General features: G+C 66.8%; 17 protein-coding genes. 11 read left to right on the forward strand and 6 right to left on the reverse strand.

Annotated features, from left to right (window positions below):
* Positions 1 to 63: 63 nt before the first annotated feature.
* The gene (locus tag Rhe02_RS40145) at positions 64 to 177 is read right to left on the reverse strand and encodes a class III lanthipeptide (protein WP_203913745.1); all 114 of its coding nucleotides are present in this window, start codon (positions 175 to 177) and stop codon (positions 64 to 66) included.
* 168 nt (positions 178 to 345) lie between these two features.
* Here Rhe02_RS40145 and Rhe02_RS40150 point away from each other — a divergent pair, with 168 nt between their 5' ends.
* The 5 genes from Rhe02_RS40150 to Rhe02_RS40170 all read left to right on the forward strand — a co-directional run bounded on the left by Rhe02_RS40150 (position 346) and on the right by Rhe02_RS40170 (position 4,442).
* Entirely contained in the window at positions 346 to 1,551 is a 1,206-nt protein-coding gene (locus tag Rhe02_RS40150) for a sensor histidine kinase (RefSeq protein ID WP_203913746.1), read from the forward strand.
* Complete coding sequence (locus Rhe02_RS40155) at positions 1,548 to 2,186, forward strand: response regulator (RefSeq protein ID WP_203913747.1); 639 nt, start codon at positions 1,548 to 1,550, stop codon at positions 2,184 to 2,186. The genes Rhe02_RS40150 and Rhe02_RS40155 overlap by 4 nt, the downstream gene beginning before the upstream one ends.
* Positions 2,187 to 2,249: 63 nt before the next feature.
* Complete coding sequence (locus Rhe02_RS40160; RefSeq protein ID WP_203913748.1) at positions 2,250 to 3,212, forward strand: hypothetical protein; 963 nt, start codon at positions 2,250 to 2,252, stop codon at positions 3,210 to 3,212.
* A gap of 26 nt (positions 3,213 to 3,238) precedes the next feature.
* Positions 3,239 to 3,697 carry an SRPBCC family protein gene (locus Rhe02_RS40165; RefSeq protein ID WP_203913749.1) on the forward strand — a complete coding sequence of 153 codons (459 nt, stop codon included), beginning with the start codon at positions 3,239 to 3,241 and terminating at the stop codon, positions 3,695 to 3,697.
* A gap of 4 nt (positions 3,698 to 3,701) precedes the next feature.
* Entirely contained in the window at positions 3,702 to 4,442 is a 741-nt protein-coding gene (locus Rhe02_RS40170; protein WP_203913750.1) for an AAA family ATPase, read from the forward strand.
* Here the strand turns inward: Rhe02_RS40170 and Rhe02_RS40175 are convergent.
* The 5 genes from Rhe02_RS40175 to Rhe02_RS40195 form a co-directional block, all read right to left on the reverse strand.
* Entirely contained in the window at positions 4,434 to 4,802 is a 369-nt protein-coding gene (locus Rhe02_RS40175) for a hypothetical protein (RefSeq protein WP_203913751.1), read from the reverse strand. The two genes, Rhe02_RS40170 and Rhe02_RS40175, sit on opposite strands and share 9 nt — an antisense overlap.
* Positions 4,799 to 5,809 (reverse strand): hypothetical protein, encoded by a 1,011-nt coding sequence (locus tag Rhe02_RS40180; RefSeq protein WP_203913752.1) that lies wholly within the window; start codon positions 5,807 to 5,809, stop codon positions 4,799 to 4,801. The genes Rhe02_RS40175 and Rhe02_RS40180 overlap by 4 nt, the downstream gene beginning before the upstream one ends.
* Positions 5,810 to 5,852: 43 nt before the next feature.
* Positions 5,853 to 6,251 carry a hypothetical protein gene (locus tag Rhe02_RS40185; RefSeq protein WP_203913753.1) on the reverse strand — a complete coding sequence of 133 codons (399 nt, stop codon included), beginning with the start codon at positions 6,249 to 6,251 and terminating at the stop codon, positions 5,853 to 5,855.
* Between the two features lie 195 nt (positions 6,252 to 6,446).
* Positions 6,447 to 9,905: a M12 family metallo-peptidase gene (locus Rhe02_RS40190; RefSeq protein WP_203913754.1), complete on the reverse strand. Its 3,459-nt coding sequence runs from the start codon at positions 9,903 to 9,905 to the stop codon at positions 6,447 to 6,449.
* Positions 9,906 to 10,029: 124 nt separating this feature from the next.
* Positions 10,030 to 11,040, reverse strand: coding sequence for a protein kinase family protein (locus Rhe02_RS40195; RefSeq protein ID WP_239124357.1), 1,011 nt, complete (start codon positions 11,038 to 11,040; stop codon positions 10,030 to 10,032).
* 314 nt (positions 11,041 to 11,354) lie between these two features.
* On the opposite strand from Rhe02_RS40195, the gene Rhe02_RS40200 reads away from it, so the two are divergent.
* The 6 genes from Rhe02_RS40200 (at position 11,355) to Rhe02_RS40225 (ending at position 18,942) form a co-directional block, all read left to right on the forward strand.
* Entirely contained in the window at positions 11,355 to 12,809 is a 1,455-nt protein-coding gene (locus tag Rhe02_RS40200; protein WP_203913755.1) for a glycoside hydrolase family 10 protein, read from the forward strand.
* A gap of 116 nt (positions 12,810 to 12,925) precedes the next feature.
* Positions 12,926 to 13,597 carry an MOSC domain-containing protein gene (locus Rhe02_RS40205; RefSeq protein WP_203913756.1) on the forward strand — a complete coding sequence of 224 codons (672 nt, stop codon included), beginning with the start codon at positions 12,926 to 12,928 and terminating at the stop codon, positions 13,595 to 13,597.
* A 174-nt stretch (positions 13,598 to 13,771) separates the two neighbouring features.
* Positions 13,772 to 15,868 carry a cellulase family glycosylhydrolase gene (locus Rhe02_RS40210; RefSeq protein ID WP_203913757.1) on the forward strand — a complete coding sequence of 699 codons (2,097 nt, stop codon included), beginning with the start codon at positions 13,772 to 13,774 and terminating at the stop codon, positions 15,866 to 15,868.
* 72 nt (positions 15,869 to 15,940) lie between these two features.
* Positions 15,941 to 17,458 (forward strand): glycoside hydrolase family 43 protein, encoded by a 1,518-nt coding sequence (locus Rhe02_RS40215; RefSeq protein WP_239124359.1) that lies wholly within the window; start codon positions 15,941 to 15,943, stop codon positions 17,456 to 17,458.
* Positions 17,459 to 17,487: 29 nt separating this feature from the next.
* Positions 17,488 to 18,531, forward strand: coding sequence for a LacI family DNA-binding transcriptional regulator (locus Rhe02_RS40220; RefSeq protein WP_239124360.1), 1,044 nt, complete (start codon positions 17,488 to 17,490; stop codon positions 18,529 to 18,531).
* Positions 18,532 to 18,543: 12 nt separating this feature from the next.
* The gene (locus Rhe02_RS40225) at positions 18,544 to 18,942 is read left to right on the forward strand and encodes a hypothetical protein (protein WP_203913759.1); all 399 of its coding nucleotides are present in this window, start codon (positions 18,544 to 18,546) and stop codon (positions 18,940 to 18,942) included.
* The last annotated feature ends 953 nt before the right edge of the window (positions 18,943 to 19,895 follow it).

Consider the following 19,895-nt stretch of genomic DNA (forward strand, 5'->3'; position numbering starts at 1 on the left):
TCCGCACACCCAACACAGCTCGTGTGGGGGGCGCGGAACCCGGCCCCCCACACGAATACACCGTTACGCCTCGGCGGAACCGACGCAGCAGTTGTCGCGGCTGCTGGTGCAGCTGTTGCCGAAGTAGCTGAGGTCCGTGGTACGCGGCTTCAGCGTCTGCAGTCTGAGAATGCTCATGTCGTGTCACCCCCTTTTACGATTCTTGGTCGCTGACAAAGTGATTCTGGGTGCGCCGCTGTCCCGGTGACATGGGCTGAGGACCCGGTCGGCTGGGAGCCTGGCCTGAAGCCGGGGGACAGCTGTCCCGGACACCTGTTTTGATGGCCGTGGGTGAGAATGGACGCGATGATCCGTCGCCTGTTGTCTCCGCTCTACGCCGGCACCACCTACCGGCGTGGCTTCTTTCTGCTGCTCGGCGGGGTCATCGTGCTGCCCTATGCGCAGCTCGGGGTGGTCTTCGCGACGCTGTTGAGCGATCCGCGGACGCCCCGGGCGGCCACCGCGGTCCTGCTGGTGGTGGCCCTGGTCATCGCCTTCGTCCCGGCTGTGCTTCGGGGCACCCGGGTGCTGGAGGTGGCGGCCGCCCGCAGCCTGCTCGGCGTCGACCTGCCGGAGCCCGCGGCGGTGCTGGATCGCGAGACGCGGCTGCGCACCGCGCTGTGGTTCGCCCTGCACCTGCTCACCGGCGGCCTGGTCGGCCTGGTGCTGCTGATCGCGCTGCCGATGGCGTTGGTGTTCCTGGTGTCCCGCTTCGGCATCGGCGACGACCTGCTGGGGCCGCTCGCCGGCATGGGATGGCTGGGGCTGACCGGGGTCGGGTTCGCTCTGCTCGTCGTGCTGGGCTACACCGTGGCCGGTCTTGGTTCGCTGGCCGCCGTCATGGCACCGGTGTTGCTGGGACCATCCACATCGGAAAGGATCGCCGCGCTGGAGGCGCAGGCGGGTCATCTGGCCGAGCGCAACCGGCTGGCGCGTGAGCTGCACGACTCGATCGGCCATGCGCTGACCGTGACCACCGTTCAGGCCGCCGCCGCGGGCCGGGTGCTGGAAACCGACCCGCAGTTCGTCAGGCAAGCGCTGACCGCGATCGAGGAGACCGGGCGCGCCGCGATGGAGGAACTGGACCATGTGCTTGGGCTGCTTCGGGATCCGGCCGCAGCGCGGGGGCCGGCCCGGACACTTGCCGACCTGCACACCCTGCTCGCCGACGCGCAAGCGGCGGGGCTGACCGTCGACGCCTCGGTGGAGGGGAAGATTGACGAGATCTCCGTGGCGGTGTCGCGGGAGGCGTACCGGATCGTGCAGGAGGGGCTGACGAACGCGGCGCGACACGGGCTGGCGAAGCAGGCCAGCGTGCGCGTCGCCGTGAGCGCAGAGGCGCTGTCGATATGGCTTTCCAACCCGGCCGGCGCGGAAGCGGCGGACCACGGCGGGGGCGTGATCGGGATGCGGGAGCGGGTTCGCCTGCTGGGCGGGCGTTTCAGCGCCGGACCGGAGAGCGGCCGGTGGCTGGTGCGGGCGGAGCTTCCCCTGGGCAGGAGGCGCGGATGACCACGCGGGTGCTGATAGTCGACGACGAGCCACTGATCCGGGCCGGGTTGCGTGCCATCGTCGACGCCGAGGACGACCTTGAGGTGGTGGGCGAGGCAGGCGACGGCGCCGAGGTCGCCGCTCTGGTTTCGCGTCATCGGCCGGATGTCGTGCTCATGGACGTGCGATTGCCTTCGATCGACGGCATCCAGGCCACGCGTCGGCTGGCTTCGTCTGGTACCACAGCAAAGGTTTTGGTTATCACCACCTTCGAAAACGACGACTATGTGTATGACGCATTGCGAGCGGGAGCCAGCGGTTTCCTGCTCAAGCGGGCCCGGCCGCAGGAGGTGGTCGAGGCGATTCGTGTCGTGGCCAGAGGCGAGTCGCTGCTATTCCCCGAAGCGCTCAGAAGGCTTGTCGCCGCTAGGAAACGCGATCTGCCGTTGCAGGCCAAACTGACCGAGCGTGAGGCCGAGGTGCTCAGGCTGATGGCGGCTGGCCTGTCCAATGCCGAAGTGGCGCAACGGCTGACGCTGGGCATTGAGACGGTGAAGACACACGTGGGCAACGTGCTGATGAAGCTGGGCGCGCGGGACAGGACGCAGGCGGTGATCGCCGCCTACGAGTCGGGGTTTGTCAGCCCCTCCCTCTAGCGGGGGAGGCCTGTCCCGCTAGCGCGGGAGGTTTTCCCCGGCGATCGCGTCGAAGCTGGGTCTATGACTCGCTATCTCACCATGCTTTGGACACTGACCTACGGTGTCACCGCGCTCGTCTGGACGGTCACCGGCCGGGGATATCCCTTCGGCCCCAACGATCCCGGCAATGACCTCACCCTGCTACGGTTCGTGCCCACAGACACCGGCGCGCTCATTTTCGCCGTGGTGATGCTTGCCATGGCGGCGCTGACGATGGCCATGGGGGGTCGCCTTGCCAGGCCGGCGCGCTACGCGATACTCACTTACGGCTGGCTGGTGGCCTTGGCGCTGCTCGTCATCGTTCCCGACGTCAATGTGCTGGCACTGGCCGGTTACGCACCGATGCTCATCATCGGGGCGCCGTTCGGCTGGCCGCCGGTCCACTTCGATCAGGTCATCAATTGGCCGATCCTCAACCAGCTGTGGTGTGTCCTAGGTGGACTGTTGCTCGCGCGGACTCTCCTGCTCTGGCAACGGCCGAGTTGGCTGGCCGGGCAATCGCCGCTGCGGTGGGCGAAACCGGTGACCTATCTGGCGGCCGCGATTCCGCTGACCTATGCGATGAGCCGGCTGGCCTGGCTCGCTGGGATCCCGATGGGCATTTCCCCCGAGATGCTTCGCGACCTGCGGGAGACCGGCGCGGTGTGGGCAGGGGCGGGGCTGGGCGGCTTCGCGGTCGTGGGAAGCGTGCTGACCCTGGGCCTGATTCAGCGCTGGGGCGAGGTGTTTCCCCGCTGGATGATCGGTCTGGCCGGGCGGCGGGTGCCGGTCATGCTGGCTGTCGTCCCCGCGCTCGTGGTGGCGGTGGCGGTCACCTCGGCCAGCGTCAGCCTGCTGAGCAACGCCCGCGTGTACCGCGTGCTGGGCGGAAGCGACAGCGCTGCCGCGCTGCCGATGCTGCTGTGGCCGATCTGGGGAGCTGCGCTGGCCGCGGCGGCCTTCGCCTACTACGTTCGCCGCCGCTCAGGTCTGCTGAAAACCTGACCGTTGCCGTGTGCTTCGATGGGGTGGTGAATACCGCTGATGAACCATCGAGGATCGTGTCGGCCAGCCGTGAGATTGCCGCGCCTGCCGCGGCAATCTTCGAGCTGATCGCAGATCCGTCACAACAGCCCCGCTGGGACGGCAACGACAACCTGTCCGACGCGTCCACTGAGCAGCGTGTCCACGCTGTCGGCGACGTATTCGTCATGACGCTCACGTCGGGCAATGTCCGGGAGAACCATGTGGTCGAGTTCGTCGAGGGGCACCGCATCGCATGGCGGCCAAGCGAGCCCGGAAAGCCGGCCCCCGGGCATCTGTGGCGTTGGGTGCTGGAACCGATCGAGGCGACGCTCACCCGGGTGACACACACCTACGACTGGACGCAGCTGCAGGATGAGACCCGCCTCGCGCGTGCCCGGGCCACCACCGAGGACAAGCTGCAGGCCTCGCTCGACCGGCTCGCCGCCCTCGCCGAACAGTCCTGAACCCATGTCGGCCGCGCTGGCGACACATCCGGTAAGGCGGGCCGAGTCCAACGGGGAGCCGTTCGACCGGAACGCGTGGTGGGCGCGCATTCCGGCGATCCGCACGGTGCTCACCGACGGCCTGGACCTGCCTGCGGGCGTGACTTTTCTGGTGGGGGAGAACGGTTGCGGCAAGTCCACGCTGATCGAAGGGCTAGCTGTCGCCTACGGCCTCAATGCGGAAGGCGGCTCGCGCTCGGCGCGGCATTCGACCCGGGTGACCGAGTCGCCGCTGGGCGACATGTTGCGACTCGTGCGTTCACCCGGGCGCCGCGCCCACGCATATTTCCTTCGCGCCGAAACGATGCATGGGCTTTACTCCTATTTGGAATCGCTGTCGGGCAGCCCCGATCACGACTTGCATGAGCGCAGCCACGGGGAGGGGTTCCTGGCGTTGCTGGAGCGCAAGTTCGCCGGAGCCGGGTTCTATCTGATGGACGAGCCGGAGTCAGCGTTGTCGTTCACCTCGACGCTCAGCCTGGTGGGCCGCCTGCACGAGCTGGCCCGCCGCGGCGCGCAGGTCATCGTGGCCACCCATTCGCCGCTCCTGGTCACCATGCCTGGCGCGCACCTGATCGCGCTGGACCAGCAGGGTTTGCGCTATGTGGACAGCTGGCGTGATCTGGACATCGTGTCGCATTGGCGTGCCTACCTCGACGATCCAGACCGCTACCTGCGCCACCTGCTGACCAGCGACTCAGACTAGCGGGGGCGGGTTCATGGGGTCGAAGTCGTCATCCTCCTGGATGCTTTCCCGGATTGCTTCGCGGTGCTGCTCCGCCATCCGGTTGAGGTGGCCTCGCAGCAGATCGACATTGGGGGAGCGGCCCTCGAAGACCGCGTCCCAGCTGTCCTCACCGCGATCGATCTTGCGGGCCAGCTCGCGCATGTCGTCGCCCAGCTCGCCGCGCAGGGCGGCCTGCTGCATGGCCTGACGCTCCTGCTCGGTGGGCTGGTTGTTGCGCTTGAACCGGATCAGGTCCTGGGAGGCCTTTTCCAGGACCTGATTCAGCTCTGCTTTGGCGGCGTCGAGGCGCCGGTTGAGGAAGGAGAAGTCCTGCGTCATGCCGGGACCGCGGCCGGGGCGGGGGGCAACGATTCGCGGCTGAAGGAGGCTATCGCCATCTGGATCGTGTCGATGATCAGGTTCAGCATGTTCCAGAAGACCTGGATCACCTTGATCGCGCTCCAGATCATCGTGATGGCTTCCTTCACGGAACTGATCAGTTTCCACTGCCCGTAGAACGGGATCGCCGCATTGGCCAGACCCGCCGAGATCACACTGACGATGGTGCGGATGATGTCGACGACCACCTGGGCCATCTTGACCGCCTCGTTGATCGCGTCGGCAAGATGCTGGGCCATGGTCCGCATCGCCGAACTCTGGTCGGTCAGCGCGGTCGACCACTTGTCCATGTGTGCTATCGCCGCGGCCGCGGCCGTCCCGGTCCAGGTGCCACCGATGTTGACCTTGCCTGAGGCGAGGTTGGCCTCGACGACGTCGAGGCAATTGGCCACCGCCTGCCAAGCACCCACGTGGCGCGCGGCCTTGTCCACATCACCGGCTATCCACCGGGTCACCTCGACCCTCAGGTCGGGGCCGCCGACCCAGGCCACCAGCTCACAAACCTTGTCCAGAATCCAGCCGAACGAGACCTCGGGCGGATCGGGCAGGGTGGCGCCCTGCGAACCCGGGGTGATCAGCTGGGCCGCGGCCGACGCGCCATCGTCGAATCCATTGGCCACACCGTCATCGACGATGGTGGTCGCCTGCCCGGCGACCTGTGCGACATTCCCGGCGACCTGTTCGTCGGCATCGTGATAGGCGGTGGCGGCCGAGCTGAGCGCATCGCGGGTGCTGCCCAGGCCGTCGCTGTCAGCGGACAGGATGTCGTGGAATTTGCCGATCAGCGCGGCATAGTCGCCGGTGATCAGTTCCAGGATCTTGCCGAAGTCGGCATCGGCGATGTGCGTGGTCGCGTAGTCGTGACTGGCATCCATGTCCCCGGACGCCCGGCCGACCTGCTGCGCCCAGCCCCTCAGATCGCCGAGCTCCACCGCGACTTGTGTCATGCCTAACCTCCCAGGTCAGTTGCGCTAATCGAACGTCTCGAAATCAGCCCGCTTGCCAAAGCACCACTATGAGCACCGCCTGAAACAGCAGCACGCCAAGGAACACGGCCCACTGCGACCCGAAGCTCCAGCGTCTGCGCACGGCGACAAAGACAAGCACCGCACCGGCAACCCCACTGATCACCATGGGCACAGCCAGGGCCGGGCGACCGGAGGTGGCCCCGAAAACGGCCGCCAAAACGGAAAACAGGACCGCCCCCCAGATGGCCGCCTCGCGAAGGAATCCTTCAGCCAGCGCAACAGCAGCGGCCCGCAGGAATCCGGCCCAGGCGCCGCGGCGCGCTTGCGGGGTGGCCGCGTTGTCTAGCTGCTCAGCCCGCCGGTGCGCTTCACGAAACAGCGGGCCATCGGCGTCATCGGGTTCACGTCGGCGATCGGACACGGCGACCACTCTAGACTCACCGCATCGATAGCGATACCTCGCCGTTCTGCCTCGATCACCCTGAAGGGATGTGGGATGCCCTTCCCGCGACTCCTGGTCCCGGCCGGATCCGCCTCCGCCCATTGGCTTGCGGCTGTTTTGACGAAATATCCCGGGGCCGGCGAGCGCCGGTCCCGGGATGTGTGACTTTCTTGCTTACGCGGGGGCTTCGAAGGCGCCCACGTCGTAGTCCCTCGGCCCGGCCGGTGCCACGTCGAGGACGGCCGTGCCGTCGATATCGGCGGTGTGGCCACCGAGAATGTTGCAGCGGTCCAGGCTGGACGCGCCGGCGGCCGGCATGTAGTCGGTGCGCGCTGTCGAGGTGAATGTGATGACCGCGACCAGCAGGCCGGGCAGGCCCGACGCGACCGAGCCGATATTGCAGTTTCCAGCGGGCACCGCGACCAGACCAAGGGTGCCGGTCGTGGTCAGGACCCGGCTGGTGGTGGCCGTGGCGGTGTCATCGGTGTCGAGCAGTGCCTCCGTCTGGTTGGCCGATGTCACGCCGACAAGGGTGGTTGAGGTGGTGTCGTGGCCGGTGATCAGCGCCTCGTTCGCCACGTTCGACTCGGTGTTGGAGATGAGCAGCGATGCTCGCACGCTGACCACCGAGTCGCCGAAGGCCATGATGACGGCCGCGTCGAAGGCGCTGTTGCCCACGAAAGCGGTCTGCACGGTGCTGAAATCGCCGCCGGTGGCGTAGATGGCCCCGCCCGTCGTGCCGGCGGTGTTGTCGCGGAACTCGTTGCAGTAGTGCTCTTTGGTGAAGGTGGTGGCTACGCAGGCGCCACCTTCGGTCATGGTGACCGTCCCGGTGCTGCCGATGTACAGGCCGCCGCCTTCAGCCGTGGCGGTGTTGTCCACGATGTGGACGGTATCCAATGTGGACACACCGACGGTGTAGATGCCGCCGCCGACGGTACCGGCCGTGTTGCCCGAGATATCGACCGCGTTGAGGCCATCGCCGTCCGCGTCGAGCGTGGATCCGCTGAAGACGGCCAGCCCGCCGCCGAAGCCGGTGGCGCTGTTGCCCGTCACGTCCGCACCCGCATTGAGGTCCGCGGCCGCGCCTTGCGTGACAAGAACACCCGCACCGTTGCTAGTCGCGGTGTTGAGCGTGACCACGCCGCCGCTGTCGAGCCGAACGATGGTGCCCGCGCCAAGTCCGTAGATACCCCCGCCGAACCCGGCGCTGTTGCCCCTGACCGTGGCGCCCGTGCCCACTGTCACCGTCGAACTGCCCACGGCGTAGATGCCGGCCCCGAGGTTGGCAGTGTTGGCCAAGCCGGTGAAGCCGATAAAGGTCGCGCCACCGGTCGCCGCCAACGTGGAAGCGCCGTCGAGGAAGACACCGCCGCCACGCGACGTCGCGTCGTTGTCGTAGACGTCGGCGTCATTCGATACCACCACTGTGGCGTGGTTGGTGGCGTATATCCCGCCGCCGCTGCCCGCGGTGGTGTTGAGCTCGACGTTGCCCGCGCCGTTGAGCGTCACCGTGCCGTCGTCGACGTAGATGCCGCCGCCGCCAAAGGTCGCGGTGTTGCCTTCGATCTGCGTGTCGTTGACCGAGATCAGCTGGGCCGAGGGGCCGCTGACCCGCACCCCGCCGCCGCCGACGGTGGCCGACGGATTGTTGCCGTTGCGCACGACCGCGTTGTCCAGGGTGGCGATGGCGCTGCCCGACACGTACAAGGTGCCTTCGGCCGCGTTGCCGCCCTCGATGGTGATCCGGTCGAACCTTACGGCCGCGCTGCCGAAGACCTCGACCACCGAGTCGTTGATCGACCCGGCGTTGCGCTGAAGCACGACGTCCGTCGCTGATCCTCCAACCGTTGGCTCGCAGTCGAAGGTACCCTTCACCAGATCGAGATTCTTCGAGATGTTGTAGTCGAGGTTGGCCGTCTGCGCCGGATACGTGCCGGGGGCGATGTAGATGGTCGAGCCCGCCGGCGCCATCGTGATGGCGTCCTCGATCGTGTTGAAGATGCAGCTTATCCCGTCAAGGCCGGCCACCGCCGCGCTGAACTGCGGCGCCCGGTAGTTGCTGACATCCGTATCGGTGATCTCCAGCACGCGGCTGTTGTCGTTGGCGCCCAGGACACCGGTCGTCCAGCCGTTGTAGGTCACGTTCGGATTGGAGAAGTAAGGCACCCGTACACAGGTGGGACAACCGTTTTCGACGTTGGCATAGGACATGATGGTGCGCAGGTTCTCCGCGATGCCGAAGTGGCCGAAGCCGTCCGGTTGACACGGGCTGCCATCGGTGGCGTTGATCGGGTCGTGGTCGGCGCACATGTTGTGCCCCAGCTCGTGCGGGAAGCTCAGGTTTCCCACGGCGCAGTTGTAGTCGACCAATGAGAACGCGTCCGACTCCGCCGGAACCGCGCTGATCGGCGAGTAGGCGACACCGCAGAAGGAGGTCACGTTGCCGATCACGGAGAAGAGGTCGGCGCCGTTGGCGTCGCGGTCGGTGTGCAGGCTGTCCACGATGCCGTCGACCTTGCTGCGGATCGCGCGGATGTAGGCGAAGTCGTCGTCGGTGCCGTCGGCCGCGTTCGGCGTGTAGTTGAGATCCACGATGTTCGTCAACGCCAGCTGCTGGTCGTTGTTGGAGTTGAGGTATGACATGTTCGAGACATTGATCATATCGATGATGTCCGCTTCGGCCGCGGCGACGCTGCCGTAGGCGGCCTGCGCCAGGTCGTCGAAGGCCACCATCACGTCGATGACCGGGACGGCAGCGGCAATCCCCGCGCCCGCAACGCTTTTCGCCACTGCGGGATCGGGTGTGTTGACCCGCTGCAATGCCTGGGCGGGCTCGTCCTCGCCCGGGAAGACCCGGCCGTCCTCGAAGACGAGATGAAGTCCGTTGCCCAACGGTTTTATGCCATATTTCTGGGTACCCTTCCAGATCGACGCATGGACATCGTTGCCGATCACACTGACAATCGCGGTCCCACTGGGTCCGCCGGCCGAGTAGGTGCTGGAAGAAAGTTTCTGGAAACCAGCGCCAGGGCTGGGCGCGACCGTTGTCTGCAGCGGCACGCTGACATCCGCGAAGAGTTCAAGCGTGACCGTTGCGGCGGCCAGTGAGGTGCTCATCGCCTGCGCGTCGATGCCCACTGTCCGAGTCCGCTTCGCGCTTGACGTTATGTCGCGCAGATACGGCGGTAGCGTGGCCGCGTTGACCGCTGCCGCATCGTTGAACCGCACCGTCGCCGACGTCCCCGCGGCCGGCCGCCGGTACGCCACACGTCCAGGCGCGCTGGTCTTGGCCGCGGGCGCCGTGGTCGCGGTGGGGCCGGCGCCCTCACCGCCCTTCTCCACCGTGCCGCCGCGGTTCACCGCCGGTGACTGCGGTACCAGTGGAGCACCCTTGCCCAGGTCTTTGGTCATGGCGAGCTCGCCAATGTTGTTGTCCAGAGCCGCTTTTTCGAAGGCATCCGGTCCGCCCGAGCGCTTGCCGGCGGCATCCACGCCGGTGAACCCGTCGCCCGCGGCCGTCGCGCCACGGCCACCGCCCGGATCGGCGGCGGCATTAGGCACGCTGAGCGGCACGGACACCGTCAGCGCGATCACCACCAAGGTGGTGCCAAATCTTGAAAGATTGCGCATCGTCGCAATCCCCTCTCGCCTAGACGATTGGGGGCGTTCGAGCGAACGCCCGACCACACCGTCGTCGGGGAGGTATTGGTGGAGTCACGGTTGGCTCAGCGCCAGGACGCCGCCGCGGCCACAACTACAGGCCGGGGTACTCCGCGTGGATGTCGCCGTCGAACAGCCGCCAGCAAAAGTCGTTCATGCGCGCCGCGGCCGGGGAGTGCCTGGCAAGGATTCCCGCCACCACCGCCGGCACGTCCTGCGGAATATCGCCGCTCGCGCACCGGCGCACGAAAGCATTGCGTTCGACGGGACCGCCGGTGGCCGGCATGGGTACCCCGCATACCGTGGTGACCAGCCAGTTCACCAGCCGCATCGCCGCGTAGTCGGCATCGTGGCCGACGTTGCGCGCGACAAAATCGCGCTCGGCGTCTGACAGATCGAACCGAGGCGATGTCGCCAGCCCGAAATCGACGAGGTAGACGCGATCGCCGTCGGCCCGCATGTTGTCGAAGTGTCCGTCCATATGCAGCAGCTCATGGCTCCGCAGGAACGCTATGACCTCAAACAGCTGCCGCTCGAACGTCTCGGCCATGCCGATCGGATCATTCAGCCTGTCCAGCAGCGGATCGGAGATGTGCTCAAGAAACAGCACCAGGCTGGACGTGGCGTCAGCCAATTCCTCGAAGCGCTGGCGCACGCCCGGGGCCTCGCCGAATTGGGCGACCACGGCATCGATGTCGAGGTGTTCGGACGCGATGGGTGGGCGGCCGGGCAGCACCCGCCAGTGGTACAGCAACGGGAAACACTCCGCCTCACCGGCCAGGACGCCGTCGGTGACGATCATGTTCGCGGCCAGCTCGCGCCAGGCGCCGAAGCCGGGACCGGCGAGGCTGTACATGCCGTACTGGCAATAGGTCGGGACGTCGAACAGGTTCGCGGTGCTATGTGGATGGGCCAGCTCGCGGTCGGTGATCGGAATCTGCTTGGCGAACACCGGCACGCCATCAACCTCGAACACCGAGGAGCCGCCACCCACGCCCACGGCGCCGGCGGGCGCGGCTTGGAGGAAAGCCGCCAGCTCATCGTCCCTGCGATCGGCGAGCGAGCCAGAAATACGGTCGTGGCGCAGACGCCGGGGGGTGAGCATCGCCCCATCATCGCAGTGGATCTCGCCGACGGCCGGCCCGAAAAAACTTTCGGAGGGTTTGCGGAAGTTTCGCTGCCTCCACGGGCGTGGTGCCTCCATTGATTGCTAGCGATACGTGCTCCACCTAGGGCAAATGTCCCGCAACGTTTCCGGAACTGTTGACACGATTTCCGGAAAGCTGGGATACTTCCCATCCACCGAGGTCGATAATTTTCGCTCCCACATGCTCCGTTCCCCGACCTCGGCAATGCCCATGCCCAGCTGGGCCGGGTAGCGCACCTGCGTGCCATCGCCCGGCAGAAGGGGTACCTCCCATGAATGCTCAACCTGTCTCACCGGACCTCAGACGTATCTGGTCCGGCCTAGGCGTCCGACGCCGAGTCCTCGTAAGCGCGCTCGCCGCACTCGGCGTTGTGGCAGCCGTGGCGGCTGTCCTGCCCAACAACGCTGCCAACGCCGCCAGCACCCTTGGCGCGTCCGCCGCTGAACGCGGCGGGCGTTACTACGGCACGGCGGTCGCAGCGAACAAGCTGAGCCAAACCGCGTACACCAACATCATCAGCGCAGAGTTCAACCAGGTGACGCCCGAGAACGAAATGAAGCAGGACGCCACCGAGCCGAACCAGAACTCCTTCAGCTTCGGTGCCGCTGACCAGATCGTTTCCTTTGCCCGAGCGCGAAACATGCGGGTCAAGGGCCACACTCTGGCCTGGCATGGCCAGCAGCCCGGGTGGATGCAGAACCTGTCGGGTACAGCCCTGCGCAACGCGATGATCAACCACATCACCGGGGTGGCGACCCACTTCCGGGGTCAGGTCTTCGCCTGGGACGTGGTGAACGAGGCGTTCGACGACGGTGGCCAAGGCGCCCGGCGTAACTCCAACCTGCAGCAGACCGGCAACGACTGGATTGAGGTCGCGTTCCGCACGGCCAGGACGGCCGACCCCAACGCCAAACTCTGTTACAACGACTACAACATCGACAACTGGACCGCCCCCAAGACCCAGGGCGTCTTCCGGATGGTGCAGGACTTCAGGAGCCGGGGTGTGCCGATCGACTGTGTCGGATTCCAGGCCCACTTCACCGGCGGATCCAGCTACCCGAGCAACTTCCGCACCACACTGACCAACTTCGCCAACCTCGGTGTTGACGTGCAGGTGACCGAGTTGGACATCACCAACGCGCAGCCCACGCCGTACGCCAACGTGGCCAGCGACTGTCTGGCCGTTGCCCGGTGCACGGGCATCACGGTGTGGGGCGTCCGCGACTCGGACTCGTGGCGTTCCGGCGAGAGCCCGTTGCTGTTCGACGGGAACGGTGCCAAGAAGGCCGCCTACACCGCAGTGCTGAACGCGCTCAACAGTGTCCCGCCGAGCTCGCCTCCACCCTCTTCGCCTCCGCCGAGCTCGCCTCCACCGAGTTCGCCACCACCCAGCTCGCCTCCGCCAAGCTCGCCTCCGCCACCCGGCGGGTGCTCGGTCGCCTTGACCGTGCAGAGCTCTTGGGCCAACGGCTACGTGATTCAGCCGTCGCGGGTCACCAACACCAGCACCAGCCAGATCACCTGGACCGTGACGGTGACATTGCCGGCCGGCCAAACCATCTCCGGGTTCTGGAACGCCACTCAGACCATCAGCGGGCAGACGGTGACCTACCGTGGTGTCAGCTGGAACGGCACCCTCGCACCGGGGGCGTCCGGGGAGTTCGGCTTCCAGGTCAGCAGGCCTAGCGGCAATACCGCGATAGCCACCGCCACCTGCTCCAGATAAACACCCGATAAGACACACCGGCCCCGGGGCGGCAAACGCCTCGGGGCCGTTGCCATGCAAGGGCTGCGGGATAATTCAGGCGACCTGCGGCGGCTGCAGCGGTTAGGTTGCCAGGTGTGAGCAGGATTGTGTCGGTCAACCTGGCGGTTCCGGAGCCCAACCCGGCCAAGGGCGGTCTCACAGGCATCACCAAGCGGCCGGTCGACCACCTGGTCACCGTGCGCGCGCCGGGGCCTAAAACGACCGGGCTGCACAGTGGCCTGATCGGTGACCAGATATTCGACATCGAAAACCACGGCGGCGACGATCAGGCCGTTTACGCGTATGCGCGTGAGGACTACGAGTGGTGGCAGGCGCGGCTTAGCCGGCGGCTGGCCAACGGGCTCTTCGGCGAGAACCTGACGACCGAGGGGGTCGACGTCAACGGGGCGGTCATCGGTGAGCGGTGGCGGGTTGGCCCGCGTTTGGTTCTGCAGCCGACATTCGGCCGCATCCCGTGCGCCACGTTTCAGCACAAGATGGGCGAGCCGCGCTGGGTGAAGACTTTCACCCGGTCGAACCGTCCGGGCGCGTACCTGCGTGTCCTGGAGCCCGGCGAGGTGTGGGCCGGCGATCCGGTGACCGTGGTAGACCGCCCGGCGCACGCGGTGACGATCGCGCAAGCCTTCCGGGCGTACACGACCGAGCCGCAGTTGCTGCCCGCGCTGGTCGAGATCGAAGGGCTGCCCGACGATTTGCGCGAGATCCTCGCGAAGCGGCTTCCGCAGCGCCGCGCAAGCGGCCATTGACGCGCGTCACCACTCTCGCTAGCCTCAGCGAAAGAAAACTATCGACGCGAAATCGAGAAAGTTTCTGGAAACTCGGCTGCCGGGCAGGGCGCCGCCACCTTCAGCCGCCGCCGGTCCGGGCACGGGAGGCGGGAGCATTCCCGACCTCACCCAGCGAGGAATCCGATGATTAGAATGCTGCAATTCAGGCCGCAGTCTGCCCGGTGGAAGCCGGTTCTGGCCGCGGGCATCGCGGCCGTGACTGTGGCCACCGGCCTGGTCGCCGGCGCCAGCGCGTATGCCGCGGCGGGCTGCCGAGTCAACTACGCCGTGCAAGCCCAGTGGCCAGGTGGATTCACCGGCAACGTAGAGATCACCAACCTCGGCGATCCGATCAGCGGCTGGAGTCTGGTGTGGACATTCGGCTCCGGCCAGCGCATCGGCCAGATGTGGAACGCGAGCTACACCCAGCCGGCCGCCGTCGTGACCGCGACCAATATGAGCTACAACGCGGCCATCCCGGCCAACGGGAAGGTGTCGTTCGGCTTCAACGGATCCTGGTCGGGCAGCAACGCGGTGCCGGCCTCGTTCACCCTCAACGGCGTCACCTGCACCGGCAGCCCCGCCACCCCATCGCCGACCCAGTCCGCCACGCCGTCACCGTCTACCTCGCCGTCTCAGTCCCCGTCTCCGCAGCCCAATGATCCGATGCAGATAGTGGTCGCGATGCAGCCGGGTACGAACATCGGCAACACCTTGGACGCCATCCCGGACGAGACGTCGTGGGGCAACCCACCGATCAATCAAGCGTTGCTGGACCATCTGCGCGCGCAAGGCTTCAAGAGCGTCCGGCTGCCGATCACCTGGAGCAACCACCACGGCCCCGGGCCGGGTTACGCCATCGATGCCGCCTGGCTAAGCCGTATCCGGCAGGTGGTCGACTGGGCACTGGCCGACGGCTTCTACGTGATGATCAACCTGCATCACGACTCGTGGCAGTGGATCAACACCTATCCCACCGACCGCGCGAGCGTGCTCGCCCGATACAACGCGCTGTGGACCCAGATCGCGACAGCGTTCCGCGGCCACTCGCCGAAGCTGTTGTTCGAAAGCATCAACGAGCCGCAGTTCACCGGCACCTCCGGCGACGAGCAGAACTACCAGCTGCTCAACGAGCTCAACGCCGAGTTCGTCCGCATCGTGCGCGGAACCGGCGGCGGCAACGCCAGCCGTCTGCTGGTGCTGCCCACCCTGTTCACCAACGCCGATCAGGGTCGGCTCGACGCGCTGCGGACCGCTTTTGCCCAGCTCAACGATAGGAACCTGGCCGCGACTATCCACTTCTACGGATTCTGGCCGTTCTCGGTCAATAACTCGGGCTTCACCCGGTACAACGCCGAGGTGGAACAGGATCTGGTGGGCACCTTCGAACGGGCCGCCAACACGTTGGTAGCCAACGGGATTCCGGTGATTTTGGGCGAGTACCTGTTGCTGAGCCTCGATTACACCCGCCCTGGCATCATCGAGCAGGGGGAAGTTCTCAAGTTCTTCGAAGCGTTCGGCTACCAGGCCCGTACCAAGCGAATCACCACCATGCTGTGGGAAGCCGGCACCGTCCTGAATAGACAGGAGCTGCGCTGGCGCGAACCCGAACTCATGGCACAGGTCACCTCGAGCTGGACCACCCGCTCCGGCACCGCCTCCGCCGACCAGATCTACGTGCCCCGAACCGGTGCCATAGCAGCGCGTGCGCTGACGCTCAACCTCAATGGCACCACGTTCCAAGGGCTTCGGCAGGGCAGCACCGATCTCGTCAGCGGCCGCGACTACACCGTCTCGGGTAACACGCTGACGCTTACGGCGGCGGCGATGACCCGGCTGGCCGGCAACCGCGCCGCGGGAGTCAACACCAACATTCAGGCCCGGTTCAGCCAGGGCGTGCCGTGGCGCATCAGCATCATCAGCTACGACCCGCCCGTGCTGTCCAACGCCACCGGAACCACCTCCGGTTTCACCCTGCCGGCCCAGTTCCGCGGCGATCAGCTGGCCACGATGGAGGCCAAGTATGCCGACGGCAGCGTCGCCGGGCCTTACAACTGGACCTCCTTCAAGGAGTTCTGGACCCACTTCCAGCCCGACTACAACGCGGGCACCATCATCATGAAGCCGGAATTCTTCAATGAGGTCAACGACGGCGCCCGGGTCACGCTGACGTTCCACTTCTGGAGCGGCACGCAGATCACTTATTTTGTCACGAAGTCCGGTAGCTCGGTCACCGGTACCACCAGCTGACCCAGCCGAGAAAGCCAGGGTGCCGCGGAGCAAAGGGTCGCCGCGGCACCCTCCGATGTGGAAGGGAACGACTTGAACACCACCAGCCTGACCGGTGTTTTCACCAACCCGGTGATCGCGGGCATGCACCCCGATCCGAGCATCTGCCGGGTCGGCGAAGACTACTACCTCGCGTGTTCCAGTTTCGAGTACTTCCCGGGTGTCCCCCTCTTCCACAGCCGGGATCTGATGCACTGGGAACAGATCGGCAACGTCCTGGACCGCCCCAGCCAGCTGTTCCTGCCGACGACGATGCCCTCGTCGGCGGGTGTCTACGCGCCGACGCTGCGCCACTACGACGGCCGGTTCTGGCTGATCACCACCAATGTCGCCGACGGCGGCGGCACCATGGTGTTCACCGCGGCCGATCCGGCCGGCCCTTGGTCCGATCCGATCAGAGTGCCCGGTGTCGGCGGCATCGACCCGGACCTCGCCTGGGACGCCGAAGGCCGTTGCTGGTGCACGTATGCCGGGATCGAGCAGGTGCGCATCGATCCCGAAACCGGGCAGACACTGGGGCAGCCGCGCCGGCTGTGGTCCGGCAACCCGGGCGCGCAAGCGCCGGAGGCGCCCCACCTGTACCAGATCGGCGCCTGGTGGTACCTGCTGATCGCCGAAGGCGGCACCGAACGCGGCCACGCCGTGTCGATCGCCCGCGGCCCGGCGCCCGACGGGCCGTTCGAACCGTGCCCGGCCAACCCGATCCTGACCCACCGCGGCACCAACCGGCCGATCCAGAACACCGGCCACGCCGACCTCGTCCAGGCCGTGGACGGGTCGTGGTGGATGGTGCTGCTGGGGGTGCGTCCGGGCGGTGGCACGCCCGGCTGGCACGTGCTGGGCCGCGAGACATTCCTGACCCCGGTGAGCTGGGTCGACGGCTGGCCGGTCGTCGGTGATCTCACCCCGGTCATGGCCGCGCCCTCGTGGCCGGCCCACCCGGTGAGCGCGCCGGCGGCGCGTGACGACTTCGACTCCCCTCAGCTAGGCCCTTGCTGGATTTCGGTGCGTTCCCGCTCTGAGGAGCACTGGTCGCTGACCGACCGCCCGGGGTGGCTCATGCTTCGCGCGCGCGGTAAGTCCTTAGACGACACCGATGTCATGTTCGTGGGCCGGCGTCAACAGCATTTGTCTTGCCGGGTAAGGACATTGGTCGACGCCGCCGAGGGCGTTGGCGGGCTTGCGGTGCGCCTCGACGAGTCGCATCACTACGAAATCGAGGCGGGCGACGGCCGGGTGCGGGTGATGGCACGGGCAAGCTCGCTGCGGTCGACCCTAGCGACTCGGCAAGCGCCGGACGAACCGATCCGACTACGCATCGACGTTCTCGCATCGTCTGACAGTTGGAGCCCCTGCCGCGAGCCCGATCTGCTTCAGATGGGGATCGAGCGCGCGGACGGCACCTTCGACATGCTGGCCCAGATCGATGGCCGCTACCTGTCGACCGAGGTGGCAGGCGGCTTCACCGGCCGCGTGATCGGCATGTACGCCGCCGCGGGCACCATCGCTTTCGACTGGTTCGACTATGAACCCGCTATCCTTGCGCCCTGAGCGGCGCACCGACAATGGAGGGAGCCGGGTTGTCAGCCGAGCCGGTCGACGAAAGCGAACGCCCCCAAGGTGATCCGGCCACGCCGGTGACCATTTCCTACATCGCCGAGTCGGCCGGGGTGTCGATTCCGACGGTATCCAAGGTCATCAACGGCCGCTCCGGCGTCGCCTCGGACACCCGCGCCCGCGTCGAGGCATTAATCAATCAATATGGGTACCGGAAGTCAGCCTCGCCGAGCCGCAACAGGATGATGGAGCTCGTCTTCGACGAGCTGACCCACATGTGGGGAGTCCAGATCATCCGCGGGGTGGAGCAGGTGGCCCGCGAACACCGCGTGGGCGTGGTGCTGACCGAGTTCGGCCCGCAGCGCAGCGCGATCCGTTACTGGATCGACGATGCCCTCACCCGCCGGCCGTCCTGTGTGGTGACAGTCGCCCAGCTGTCGCAGGAGCAGCGCGATCAGTTGCGCGCCAGAGGAATCCCGTTCGTGGTCTTCGACCCGACCGCCGAGCTTCCCGACGACGTTCCCTTCGTGGGTGCCACCAACTGGGCGGGTGGCCGCACGGCCACCCGTCACCTGATCGAGCTGGGGCACCGCCGCATCGCGATGATCGGTGGCCCCGACCGGGTGCTGTGCTGCCAAGCCCGGATTGACGGCTATCGCTCCGCCATGGAGGCCGCCGGCCTTCCGGTGCACCCCAACCTCATGGTGCGCTGCGACCTCACCCGCGAAGACGGCTTCGCCGCGGCATTGACCCTGCTGAACCGTCCCGAGCGTCCAACCGCGATCTTTGCCAGCAACGACCTGCAGGCCCTCGGCGTCTACCAGGCCGCGCGCGCCCTTGGGTTGCGCATCCCCACCGACCTCAGCGTCGTCGGCTTCGACGATCTGCCGATCACCGCCCTGGTCGATCCGCCGCTGACCACCGTTCATCAGCCGCTCACCGAAATGGCGGCGGCCGCCACCCGGCTGGCACTTGCTTTGGGCAGCGGCGAGCGCACGCCACAGATCGGCCTCGAATTGGCTACCAGCCTCACTATCCGGGAGAGCACCGCTCCGCCCGCGAAGTAAATCGTTGGCGCGATGGCTGGTCCGCGCGGCAAGCGGCGCAACGTCGTCGTCTTCCAGCTGGGCCGCCGCGCCGGGATGGATGCGGCCGCCAACGCGACGGCGGATGCACGCGTTCGGCGGGTTGAGCACCGGCTCGGCCGTCGATCCGACTCCGACGATACCGACGTCGTGTGGTGGATCGGTAACCTTGCTCGGATGGACCAGCAGATTCGGCTGCGCGACGGCGATCGGCTGCGTTACTGGGTCACTCGGCGACTGGCCACCGTGCGCCGCGCCGAAAGCGTTGGCGCGTTCACGCCCGCCGACGTCGCCCTACACGATGCGCGCTTCCTCGCCGGACTGCACCGCGACCAGATCGCCGCCGTCGTGTCCGACCTGCGGTCCTGGCGGCGGCTGCGCAACCGGCGCTGACGCCGCCCGAGCCCATGGCCCAGAAGGATCCCCTCCCCGCCCTGCCGCCAGGCAAGGTCTGTGTCGGCTAGATTTCTTTACGCGGCGCCGTTGTGGTTGCTCGCCGTAACCTCCCGGGCGGCACGAAGGCCCGTGCTCCCACACCCAAACCCCCACGCGCAACACGTCACCGCACCACCTTCCGGTCGCGCAGCCGCTGCTGCAGCGCCCGCGGGGTCCAAGAGCACCCCCGAGGTGGTGCAGCGGCTTGTGCAGCCGCCGGTAGGGTGTGCTGCCGCTGGGCTTGCCGCAGCCGCGCGTTGCGCGGCTGGTGCCGGGCTGGTGGGCATTGCTTTCGCCGCACCTTTGCTCTGCACCCATACACGCACATTGATCATGGAGGTGCGTCTATGGGTGCAGAGCAAAGCTCGCAGCAACCCATACCCCTGCCAGCGGTTCCCGCTGTCGATCGGTCGCGCGGAGAAAATCCAGCACACCAACGCGGGCGGTGTGGGGGCCGCGCCAGCTGCACGCCTGCGTCAACAGAGCGAGGCAGAGATGTAGGCGCCACAAGAACAGTAGGCAGCCCGAGGCGACCAGAAAGACCACCGAGAACAGAGCAAGCCCTCGGGCGGGTCCTTGGCGCAACACCGAGCGCACGATTCAGGCTTGCCCCATGTCAGTGCGACACCACCGACCGGGGTCGCCGGGCGGTCCTTGGTCCAACACCGAGTGCACGATTCAGGCTTGCCTCATGCAGTGCGACACCACCGACCGGGGTCGCCGGGCAGTCATTGGTGCGACGCTGGAGTGCACAACCAGGCTCGCCCATATCCGTGTTGCACCATGCCGACCCGGGTCGCTCGGATGGTCCTGGTGTGAGGCGGAGAGCAAGGCTTGGTGCTTCGGGGGTGGCGTCACGCCGCGGTGGGAGGTGTTGGTGCCTGCCGCCCTGAGGTGTGGGTGGTCGGGGG

It is taken from the genome of Rhizocola hellebori, from assembly GCF_016862955.1.
GTDB classification, from domain to species: Bacteria; Actinomycetota; Actinomycetes; order Mycobacteriales; family Micromonosporaceae; genus Rhizocola; species Rhizocola hellebori.

Bases quoted from the DNA above. Each gene is read 5' to 3' on its own strand.
- Rhe02_RS40145 (WP_203913745.1), bottom strand. From the start codon at position 177: ATGAGCATTCTCAGACTGCAGACGCTGAAGCCGCGTACCACGGACCTC.
- Rhe02_RS40150 (WP_203913746.1), top strand. From the start codon at position 346: ATGATCCGTCGCCTGTTGTCTCCGCTCTACGCCGGCACCACCTACCGG.
- Rhe02_RS40155 (WP_203913747.1), top strand. From the start codon at position 1,548: ATGACCACGCGGGTGCTGATAGTCGACGACGAGCCACTGATCCGGGCC.
- Rhe02_RS40160 (WP_203913748.1), top strand. From the start codon at position 2,250: ATGACTCGCTATCTCACCATGCTTTGGACACTGACCTACGGTGTCACC.
- Rhe02_RS40170 (WP_203913750.1), top strand. From the start codon at position 3,702: ATGTCGGCCGCGCTGGCGACACATCCGGTAAGGCGGGCCGAGTCCAAC.
- Rhe02_RS40175 (WP_203913751.1), bottom strand. From the start codon at position 4,802: ATGACGCAGGACTTCTCCTTCCTCAACCGGCGCCTCGACGCCGCCAAA.
- Rhe02_RS40180 (WP_203913752.1), bottom strand. From the start codon at position 5,809: ATGACACAAGTCGCGGTGGAGCTCGGCGATCTGAGGGGCTGGGCGCAG.
- Rhe02_RS40190 (WP_203913754.1), bottom strand. From the start codon at position 9,905: ATGCGCAATCTTTCAAGATTTGGCACCACCTTGGTGGTGATCGCGCTG.
- Rhe02_RS40195 (WP_239124357.1), bottom strand. From the start codon at position 11,040: ATGCTCACCCCCCGGCGTCTGCGCCACGACCGTATTTCTGGCTCGCTC.
- Rhe02_RS40200 (WP_203913755.1), top strand. From the start codon at position 11,355: ATGAATGCTCAACCTGTCTCACCGGACCTCAGACGTATCTGGTCCGGC.
- Rhe02_RS40210 (WP_203913757.1), top strand. From the start codon at position 13,772: ATGCTGCAATTCAGGCCGCAGTCTGCCCGGTGGAAGCCGGTTCTGGCC.
- Rhe02_RS40225 (WP_203913759.1), top strand. From the start codon at position 18,544: ATGGCTGGTCCGCGCGGCAAGCGGCGCAACGTCGTCGTCTTCCAGCTG.